6 protein-coding genes and 1 tRNA gene are annotated in these 10751 nt (G+C 36.4%); 4 read left to right on the top strand and 3 right to left on the bottom strand.

All coding sequences use genetic code 11. The features are described 5' to 3' along the window. Window positions 1-330 precede the first annotated feature (330 nt). Window positions 331-3141, top strand: coding sequence for a TonB-dependent receptor (locus SGJ10_04485; GenBank protein MDZ4757385.1), 2811 nt, complete (start codon window positions 331-333; stop codon window positions 3139-3141). A 73-nt stretch (window positions 3142-3214) separates the two neighbouring features. Here SGJ10_04485 and SGJ10_04480 read toward each other — a convergent pair whose 3' ends face one another. Both SGJ10_04480 and SGJ10_04475 read right to left on the bottom strand, forming a co-directional pair. Then, a complete protein-coding gene (locus SGJ10_04480; protein ID MDZ4757384.1) occupies window positions 3215-5887 on the bottom strand; it encodes a M1 family aminopeptidase in 2673 nt (890 codons plus the stop codon). Between the two features lie 58 nt (window positions 5888-5945). Further along, a complete protein-coding gene (locus SGJ10_04475) occupies window positions 5946-8639 on the bottom strand; it encodes an AsmA family protein (GenBank protein MDZ4757383.1) in 2694 nt (897 codons plus the stop codon). 159 nt (window positions 8640-8798) lie between these two features. Between SGJ10_04475 and SGJ10_04470 the strand changes: the two genes are divergently transcribed. From SGJ10_04470 to SGJ10_04460, 3 genes are all read left to right on the top strand, one after another. Beyond that, on the top strand, window positions 8799-9317 hold the full coding sequence (locus SGJ10_04470) for a hypothetical protein (protein ID MDZ4757382.1): 519 nt from the start codon (window positions 8799-8801) through the stop codon (window positions 9315-9317). 329 nt (window positions 9318-9646) lie between these two features. After that, a complete protein-coding gene (locus SGJ10_04465) occupies window positions 9647-9892 on the top strand; it encodes an acyl carrier protein (protein ID MDZ4757381.1) in 246 nt (81 codons plus the stop codon). Window position 9893: 1 nt separating this feature from the next. Next, the gene (locus SGJ10_04460) at window positions 9894-10289 is read left to right on the top strand and encodes a VOC family protein (protein ID MDZ4757380.1); all 396 of its coding nucleotides are present in this window, start codon (window positions 9894-9896) and stop codon (window positions 10287-10289) included. Window positions 10290-10503: 214 nt separating this feature from the next. On the opposite strand, the gene SGJ10_04455 is transcribed toward SGJ10_04460, so the two are convergent. Then, window positions 10504-10585: transfer RNA gene (locus tag SGJ10_04455), tRNA-Leu, on the bottom strand. Between the last annotated feature and the right edge of the window lie 166 nt (window positions 10586-10751).

Genomic DNA, 10751 nt, shown 5'->3' with positions numbered 1-10751 from the left:
ATAGTCCAAAAGAAAGGGACTAATCCCGAATGCTTTCGGGATGTAGTTCGGCATTACCATTCTAAAAACTAAATCCGCCACAGGCGGAGAACTATTTTAGTTTAAGAAATGGTATTATATGGTGCTTGTATTAAAAATGCCCCTTGTAGTTAAACTCAAAAAAAAAAATCAATCCAAACACCGAGTTTCCACACAGACACTTTTTATTGAAAGAAAATTTTCATTGAATATAAATATATCTTCACATAAGCATAACCCAAAAGTAAAATAGAGGAAACACTTCGGTAACATAAAATATTAAATTTTGTGGGCAAATCTAATTTCTATTTTATGGTTCATAAATACCTATTAATCATCGCACTCGTAATTTTTTCTTCCTTAAATACTCTTGCCCAAAAAGGACAAATAGCAGGCCGTGTAGTGGATGCGAAATCAGGTGAGCCACTTTCTGGGGTGAATATTAATTTAAAAGGCAAAAAACTAAATACCTTTTCCGATAATACTGGAGGCTTTCAATTTACAGATTTAGATTCGGGCGTTTATAATTTAGAATTTATAAATGGCACTTACAAAAATAAGGCAGTGAATGAAGTATCCGTGCAACCCAATAACACCACTACAATAAAAGTGAAAATGGAGAATGCAGATGCCGAGCAATTAAAAGGTACGAGAGTAACCGCCACCCGTGCCAAAAACACAGAGGCTGCTATCGTGCTCGACATGAAACGAAGCGATAATATTGTGAGCGGAATATCGGCAAGCCAGATACAGAAAGGTCAGGATCGTGATGCCTCGGAAGTGGTGAGGAGAGTTCCTGGCGTAACCATTATTGAGAACCGATTTATTATGATACGCGGATTGAACGACCGCTATAATACCGTTTGGCTCAACGATGCCGCTGCCCCAAGTTCGGAAACAGACAAAAAAGCATTTTCGTTCGATATTATTCCTGCGGGACTTATCGACAAGATTTTGATATATAAAACACCCTCAGCCGATTTGCCTGGTGACTTTGCTGGCGGTATGGTGAAAATATATACCAAAGCATTTCCAGAAAAAACAAGCATTTCTTTTGATATTAAAAGCTCATACCGAAGCGGAAGCACTGGAAATATGTTTGACTATAATACCAAAAGCAAAACTGATTGGTTAGGTTTCGACGATGGACAACGTAAACTTCCTACTGGACTTAACGAATATATATCGAAGTATGATAAGAATATTGAATCTGAAACCAAAGCTTTTAGCAGCGATTGGGCCAAGCAAGAACAAAAAGCCATGCCCGACATGCGTGTAAATTTCAATTTCAATAAGCTCGCTACCATACGTAAGGTAAAGTTGGGCAATATTTTTGGCATCAGTTACAGCAATACTTCAACTGTGTTTAATGTGCAAAGGCAAGATTGGGATTCTGTTTCAAAAACCTTAGACCTCAGCGACAAACAAAGCACACAAACCGTTAGGCTTAATATATTGGAAAACTTTGCTATTAAATTTGGCAATCACCGAATCGAATTCAAAAACCTATTAAACCAAACAGGTATGCAGCAAACCGTGTTGCGTAACAGCGATTGGATGGAGGGTCCCAATGAAAAATCGTATCAATATTCCTATCAATCGAAAACTACTTATACAAGCCAACTAAGTGGCAATCATAAATGGATAGATGAAAAACTATCTTATGATTGGACTGCGGGGTACTCTCGTATACACCGCATAGATCCAGACCTAAGAAGGATAAGGTATGTAAAAGACCGCACTGCTCCCGATAGCATGTATAAAGCATCTGTGGCCAATGTAGTAGATTTTGTAAATGGCGGTGGAAGATTCTTTTCAACCTTGAATGAAAATGTATATTCAATAGCACAAAGCTTAAAATACAAAACCCAAATAAAAGGGATGGCCGTTGAGGCAAGTACCGGTGGATACGTAGAACTTAAAGAGCGTTCATTTGAAGCACGCGTTCTGGGATATGTTATAAAACCTAGTGCTGAGGCACAAGTACTTACTCGATTGCCTATTGAACAAATTTTCGCCCCTCAAAATATTGGTACGCCCACGGGCTTCAAACTTGATGAGATAACTAGCCCTTCGGATAAATACAGAGCCCAAAACAAATTGTTCGCAGGATACGGGATGTTGAATGTGCAAGTTTCAAAGAAAATAAAAGTAGTTGGTGGCCTCAGATATGAATATAATAAACAAGCGTTACAAAGTAGATTGAACCAAGACAGTATCAGCCCCGAAATTATTACCAAGTTTTGGTTGCCATCTTTTAACGTAGCATATAATTTTAACAAGCAATCATTACTGCGTATGGCTTATGGCAAAACATTGAACAGACCCGAGTTTCGTGAGTGGTCGCCTTTCTTCTTCTATGATTTTAATTTTAGTGCGGGTACTTATGGCTCTTTGTTTAATACCGTTTTATTCCCCAATGGAAATATATTAAAAGTAGCTTCGATACAAAATTTCGATTTGCGTTATGAATTATATGGTAAGGGTTCCGATTTTGTGCAAGTCGGTGCATTCTACAAATTTTTTAAAAACCCTATTCAACAAATTATACTTTCATCGGGCAGCGATAGCAGATCATTCTCATTTGTAAATGGCGATTGGGCCTATACCCAAGGCGTGGAAATTGATTTTAGAAAAAACATGGGAGCACTTGGTAAATCTATCAAATGCAAAGGCTTGTCTAACTTAAACGTAGTCGGAAATATATCAGTAATTCAAAGCCGTTTATATATAAGCAAAACTATAAACCAAACAAATAAAACACAACTACAAGGGCAATCACCTTATATCATCAATGCCGGATTCTATTATCAGAACGATAGCAATGGTTTACAAATAAGTTTATTATATAATGTATTTGGGCCTCGTATATTTTTATTGGGCACGCTACAATATCCCAATATTGGTGAGTTGTCTCGTCACACCATTGATATTACCATATCACAAAAATTAAACAAACGTTTGTCATTGAACCTAGGTATACAAGATATGCTTAACAATCCTGTATTTTATGTGCAAGACACTGATTTAAATGGCAAATTCAGCCGCGACGGTAGCGATAAACTTATTATGAAATTCCGCAGAGGAGCTTATTATACACTGGGTGTGAAAGTGACGTTGTAAAACCTCGTATAGTAGAACAAGCATATTGTAAAGATTCTGATACATTCGCTGCGGCGTGCAGAATGACACTTGTTTATTTTTCACTCCACTTGTCCAACAACTCTTTACATCTTTGGTTGATATAATATTCTGTTGTATTTACTGTAGCCAATGAGGTATTTTTAGATAACTCCTTAATATCTTCCTTGATACTGCTGTCTATCCCTTTAATTGGTTTATCGTGCAGTATATTTAATATATCTAATAGATTTGCTGCTGCTTCCTTATCCTTGCACCATTCCAAATATATACAAGACGCGGTAGCTAGTTCATCTAATTGTTTATATGCATTTGTTTGTAATACGGCAATAAAATAGTTGCCCAATTCTTGAAACTTATACTCGGCAAGACGAACTAATATATTGGTTTTTTCTACCATGTCATTCTCCTTATCCATCAAATGCTTTACGGCAATAAATGCTCTCTGTGAATCAAGTTGCAGATATAGTTTTAGTGCATTGCTTTGAATTATATAACTGGTATCGAAAACTAATTTTTGCAATAGTGGAATTAATTTTTCTGTAGGATCCTTACTCAAAAAATCAAGTGCTTCTTTGCGAACATTTTTACGAGAATCGGTATTGGCAAGGTCATACATACTATTATATAATTTTGCACGGTCATCTGCTTTCTCCAATCTATCGAGCATGCTGATGGCCCTGGCACTTTCGAGGAAGGTAATATCTTGTGCCCACAATAATAATTGGTCAACCGTGGCCTGCTTTTCAGTTTCATCAAACAACTCGAATTCTGTTTCTGCAAGCATGTCGAGACACAGCGATTTCTGAGCGAATGTATTTGCAGTTTTAAGCAAATTTATAATAGTTTTTGTGCTTTGTTTAATTTCAAATTCGCCTAATAATTGCTGATTAGGGTCCAATAAAACTGCATCGGGCATAGCATCAAATTGAAATTTGAAATTGGGATAATAAGAATTCACTTTCACATTTCTAACCTCCATTTTTCCGTTAACCACAAAACCAATTTGCAAAGGAAGACGGTACGGAAATAATTCTTCGTTCAACTTGTAACCATTTTGAGACACGTTTAATACAAAATCAGTAGCAGTGCTTCCCGCAGCAATCTCTGCTGTAATTTTGGGATGGCCTGGTGCAAAATACCATTGGTTGAAATACCAATTCAAATCACGCCCACTGGCTTCCTCAAATGCCAAACGTAATTGGTGTGCCTCTGCATTTTTATAAGCATTTTGAGTAAGATATATATTCAATCCTTTAAAGAAAGATTTATCTCCCAATTCGTGCCTGAGCATTTGTATAATAGCACCACCTTTGGGATAACTAATTCCATCAAAAACTTCTTCAGGAATTTCGTACGATTTGCGAATAAGTGGGACATTTTTATATTGGTCGGTACGCAAACCTGCCTTACAATTATTTTGGAATTTGAGTTGTGCTGCATCCTTGCCTTTTTTATGCTCATGCCACAATATTTCTCCAAAGGTGGCAAAGCTTTCATTTAAAGATATATGATGCCATGACTTGCAGGTAACCAAATCGCCAAACCATTGGTGGAACAGCTCGTGGGCTATAACATCTTCTGCATTATTATCATACCATTGACGCGGTATTCTATTCAAAAATTCACCATGCAAAGTAGCCGAAGTATTTTCCATTGCACCCGATACATATTCACGAACCACTACTTGTCCATATTTGGCCCAAGGATATGGTACACCTAAAAAATCACTATAACAAGTCATCATTTCTGGTGTGTTGCCGAATATAGTTTTTGCATAAGGTGCAAACTCAGGTTCCATATAATAATCGACATCGATAGTTTTTGACCGTTGCACGCCATTGATTTCTGAATTTGGCTCAACCCAATTCCAGCTATCTTTAACCTTCACAAAATTACCAACAGCCAACATTACCAAATAAGGCGAATGAGGCAGTAAATGCATCCATTTATCAGTGCGTGTACCATTGCCATTATTGAGTGAATTATTTAATGATCCATTTGACAAAGTTGTTAAAGTACTATCAACAGTTAATGTAATAGTTTGGGTGATTTTTTCATTTGGATGGTCAATCGTAGGGAACCAATTGTGGTTATGTTCTGTTTCGCCTTGTGTCCATAACTGGCGTGGGCGATCTATATATTTATTTTGTGCATTTACAAAATATAATCCTTTATCGCTGCTAATGGCCATTCCTTTTTGGTTGCTAGTTTCCCGTGGCCGGGCTTTATATTTTATATATACTTTATAAGTTTTATAACCATTAATATTTTTTATATCTCGGGGTACATATATATGTAATTGTTCTGAATCGGGATAGGCAAATGTTGTAGGGTTCATCATCTTAGGCTCGCTCAACCCATCTTGGATGCCATATAATATACTTTGCACTTCAAACCTACGTGCATCCAATACCAAAGTATCGACCCACTCAGCATAAGGCTTGCATTGCAGGGTACACTCCCCTATCACCGTTTCATTGGCCCAATCGAAATTCATAATTAAGTCCATGTGTATAATATCGGTTTCGCGTGCAGGTACTTCTGTTATATCTTTCGATTTTTGCTCTTCTTCATCAGCGTGCATTTTTACATCGGCCAATGTATCATTAGCATTCCATGATGTTCTATTTTTTTGTTTGGATAATTTTTCGTTCTTACTGGGTTTGAACAAAAAACATGATTGTATAAATGGTAAAAGTATAATTAGATATTTGATATTCTTCATGCAGTATTATTTTCGAAAAAAGTATATAGTTATTTAATCAATTATATTTGCTGATATATTATAATTTCCACTTGCCTTTTATGGCATCTTTGGCTTTGTCTTTGGCATTTTGTTTTTGCTTATCCAATTCTTCCTGTGCCTTTTTCTTAGCCCGGTCGGCTTCTTCTTTAGCTTTCTGTTCGGCTTGTTGTTTCACTTTATCGGCTTCGGCACGGGCTTTATCTTCGGCTGCTTTCCTTTGCTTTTCTAACTCAGCTTTTCCTTTATCTATGTATTCATCTTTCTTTTGGTTAATATAACCCTTCAACTGGTTTTTAATATCATCTACAAATTTGGCTTTGGCTTCTTTCATACTGGCCTTAACAATTGGTTTCGTCACAGTTCCGGTCATAGCAATATTAACAGGAATTTTTTGTGCCATATTAATAATAATACCTTGTTTTTTGGCTTGGTCTAATAGATTATTCAACTCCACATCGGCTTGGGCAAGTTGGCTTCGTGGAATTTCAACAATCATATTATAATGTATACTTTGGTCTAACGCTGTATATCCATCTTTATCTATCTTCAAGGTATTGCCCTTCAACTCTGTTTGCAGACCACGGGTCAGATATATTTTTCCATCTTTGATGCTGAACGGCATTTGCACTTTTTTCAGCTCCAATTGTTTTAAATCTTGACGTGCCAATGCATCCGCTATTTGATTAACAGGTTCGAAATCTGCAATTTTAAAACTGGGCAAATCTACATCGCCAATAGCATTAAGTGTTGCAAGTAGGGGTTTGAGGTGTTTGTCTAAACTTCCGTTGGCTATAAAATCGGTATTGAAGTTACCTGTTATATAATTTGCAATAGGAGCATAAGATTTAATAGAAGCACAGTATTTTGAGATTTGCCCAATATCCATTTGTTTCATATTGATATGGAAATTTATATCGGGTTTCGCAATATTATTGGCATCATAATAACCATCCATTTTTACTTTACCACCCATCATTCCCGATTCCAAATTTTCGATAGTTAATCTCCCATTTTGTAATAATAATTTTGCAACTGTATTATTGAGTAACAGATTATCATATAATACTTCTTTTGCTTTTGCATTTAATACAAAGTCTACATCAACAGGCAATGAAAATGCTTCCAATGGCACTGTATCCTTAGGTTGCGGAGCTTTATTATCGGTAGCGGCACTACTCAAAAATGTATTACAATTAAAATAATTCGAAGTTATATCGAGACTTCCTTTTATAATATCATTCTTAAATATATAGGTCAAGAAATTTTCCACTTTACCTTTTGCTTCTATATCACTTGTACCGATAGTGCATTTAAATTTTTCTAAGTTTACATATTTCGGCGTAAAATCCAAATTTACGTTTTGTATATTAAGGGGCTGTTTTAAAGATGCGGTTTTATATATGAAATTATTTATTTCCAAATTACCTTTCGCGTTAAATTTTTCATATTGCTTATTGGTAATGGTGCTCATGCGGCCATTGGCACTTATATCAGCTTTAAGAATCCCATTCATTTCTGTACCTTTCTCTTGGGGAATTATTCGTGCAATCTCTGCCAAGTCTATAATACCTTTTATCTGTGCATCAATCTGTGCGTCGCTAACTGGAGTTTGCAAAATCAATTTCATATCGAATGGGTTCTTACCAATCTCAGCATGGGCCGCGGGCATCTTCACGATGGTATGATCAAGTATTCCGTCCGTATTTTTAACACTTAAATTGAGATTAATATTTCGTACATCGCTGGGCATGCTTGGGTAAGCAAAGGATCCGTTTTTTATATTCAAATCAACCCCAAAAGCCGGTATTTGTTTGGCGTTATATATACCTTTAACATTTGCGGCCAGTGCCATTTGTCCACTGCTTTTAACTTGAGCAAAACTGGTTTTATATATACCAGGAATTAATGACAGTATATTTTTGAATTCGGTTTGTTTGCATATCAATTTCAAATCCATTTTCATATCATCACCCGGCATGGCGAAGTTGCCATCGAGCCCAAATTGCAACTCATTGAGATTGATTTTATTTTCTTTGAACACAAAAGCAAGATTTTTCATATCCATAGCAACTACCGCCTCGATGTTGGTTTTCACATTGCTTAAATAACTAACACCGCCATAACCCATCGTATAATCGGCAATACTTGTTTTGGTGTCGAGATCAAATTTATCTTCAGTAAAATCTCCCGATAAGGTATGATCCAGATGCTCGGCTTTGGTGTAAAAGCCTAACTGTTTATCATCGTATACCACGTAACCATCTATAATTGTAAATTCTTTCAACTTCATTTTAAATTTGGACTGCGTGGTATCGGTTGGTTTTTTCAAACTATCGGGCAGCGTAATATCCCAATTGGCTCGGCCATCTTGCAATACCCTAGCATTGATGCGTGGATGATCGAGTTTGATAGTTTTAATTAAAATTTCATCGCCACGGAACACACTCATCAAGTCCATTTTAATATATATATTTTGGGCCGATATGAGTGTATCGCCCGCAAACTCTCCTTTATTAGCCAAGCTCAAATTGTCAATCCCTATTGATAAATTGGGGAATGATCGTAGCAGCCCAATACTGATATCATCATCGAAGTTGAGCGTTGCATTCAAATGCTTGTTTGCTTGATCCTTGATGAGGCCCACAATTTTGGATTTAAAAAGGTAAGGAATTGCAATCAAGATGCCCAATATTACTACGATAGTAATGGCAATGTTTCTGAGACTTTTCATTTTTAGTTCATTATATATATTCTAGGGCAAATATATGCTATAAAAAAGCACCCACTACCATACAAATTCGTTTTTTGTGGACACTCCCAAATTGGAATATGGAAAAGAATTTGCATTGGAAATACAAATAATAGTTTTTATTTTAGTTATTTGCAGGCAATGAAAAGGTTTATATATTCATTTGTGATTCTATATTTTGCTATCGTCATTCCTAGCAAAGCTCAAACTATACAGGGAGAAATCCCTGACAGTGTGGTTAAGAAATTTGGGTGCCAGTCCATTTGGAAAGTGATTGATGCTTCGCGAACGCAATTCAAAAGTATCAGAGGAGCCAAAAAACCGATGAAGTATACCAGTGTATACCAAGCAACTGCCTTAGTGCGTGGAACTAACAGTGCACAGATAATTGTGGACGGCCCGCATAGCAAATATGAGGCAACTATAATAGAAACCGCTAATGGTTCAGAAGCTACCAAGGCTTATTCGAAATTTTTACCTACTGCCGAAATTTGTTTGGAGGGATGGGTTTTTGTAACTGAACCCGAAGAAGGCAGCAACCAAATATACCGTTTTATTGCCTACGAAAAGGAAGATATGGTAAGCGGAATAACTGTAGAAGTTGCTTTAACCAAAAGCAAGAGCGGAAGATATAAAGTGGTACTGACCATACAGCCGTAGTTTAAATTACGAGTTACGTCCGCCGCGGCGGAACGATTGACGAGCTACAACTCGCAAGGGATGGTTCAGATGAATAAGCCAAAAAGTACCGAAACACTCAAACAAATTTTTATAGGGTCATTTTTATTGGATGAAGAAAATCGCACCTGCTTATCGAAGTTATACAATTGAAAAAAGTATCAATTTTATAACACTGCTGATGCATAATTTTCTCGTTGAAAAGCAATTCAACTTGAAAAGTTATTACCTTGGTTATTGAGGTAAATTCGAACTACTTACTTTACAAAATACGAACACAAAAAAACACTAATAACAAATAACAATACCACATGGACACTAACCAGATTTTAGACGAATTAAATAACATTTTCAGAAATGTTTTAAATAACAAAAGCATTAACCTTACTCCCGAAACAACGGCCAAGGATGTAGACAATTGGGATTCATTAAGCAATATACATTTGGTAGTTGAAATTGAAGCTCATTTTAAAGTAAGGTTTAAAACATCCGAGATTCAGGAATGGAAGAATGTTGGCGACTTAATGTCGAGTTTAGAAAAGAAAAAAAACGCATAATATGAGTTTGACTCTACATCATATAGGATGTCTTGTAAACAACATTGAAAATGCCATTGCAGATTATCAGATACTTCATCCAGAAGGAGAAATATCAGAGATATATGATATCGAGGCCCAAAAAGTTAAGGTTTGCTTTTTTTCCATGGGGGCCGTTCACATGGAGTTTGTAGCTCCCTATGGCCCGCCCTCTTTCCTGCTGGAGCGATTAAAAAACAATCCCGGATTTTATCATATTGGTGTTTATGTAGATAATATAGATGCTGAAATTGACCGCCTTGAAGAGGAAGGCTACAGGTTAATAAACAAATTTATATCAGTTGCATTTGATAACAGACATTGTGCTTTCCTACTGAATAAGGAACGCCATATGATTGAGCTAATAGAAAGAGGCTAATAGCTGCTCAAAACTATAATATTTTTGATTGACTATTGACGATAAGAGAATAAACTATTATAGTTTTCAGTCTTCTTCTGCCACCTAAATCATTCAATAATTATTGATGGTTGATTAACGATTGGCAGATAAACTGTTATCGTTTATAGCAACTTCAGAAATCAAGATCATAAAATCAATCCGCTGCGGCGGACATTTAATCATCAAATATTTGTGCCCACAAGGAGACTCGAACTCCCACACCTTACGGAACCACCCCCTCAAGATGGCGTGTCTACCAATTCCACCATATGGGCAAAAATTTTTTTTTAATCGGGCTGCAAATATAGCATCGCATGATTATTAATTAGAAATCTTTTTGAATAATACCGAAACTCAATATATAATAGTCCAAAAGAAAGGGACTAATCCCCCCGCATCCCGATAATTATCGGGATTAAGCGGGGCTTTCGGGATGTAGTT

It is taken from the genome of Bacteroidota bacterium (genome assembly GCA_034439655.1).
Classification (GTDB): domain Bacteria; phylum Bacteroidota; class Bacteroidia; order UKL13-3; family UKL13-3; genus CANJUD01.
The sequence above is the reverse complement of the archived record's forward strand: the minus strand, read 5'-3'. Positions and strand labels throughout refer to the sequence as shown.

What these genes read in the sequence shown, in the direction of transcription:
- SGJ10_04480 (MDZ4757384.1), bottom strand. Translation starts at nt 5,887, where the DNA reads ATGAAGAATATCAAATATCTAATTATACTTTTACCATTTATACAATCA.
- SGJ10_04460 (MDZ4757380.1), top strand. Translation starts at nt 9,894, where the DNA reads ATGAGTTTGACTCTACATCATATAGGATGTCTTGTAAACAACATTGAA.
- SGJ10_04475 (MDZ4757383.1), bottom strand. Translation starts at nt 8,639, where the DNA reads ATGAAAAGTCTCAGAAACATTGCCATTACTATCGTAGTAATATTGGGC.
- SGJ10_04470 (MDZ4757382.1), top strand. Translation starts at nt 8,799, where the DNA reads ATGAAAAGGTTTATATATTCATTTGTGATTCTATATTTTGCTATCGTC.
- SGJ10_04485 (MDZ4757385.1), top strand. Translation starts at nt 331, where the DNA reads ATGGTTCATAAATACCTATTAATCATCGCACTCGTAATTTTTTCTTCC.
- SGJ10_04465 (MDZ4757381.1), top strand. Translation starts at nt 9,647, where the DNA reads ATGGACACTAACCAGATTTTAGACGAATTAAATAACATTTTCAGAAAT.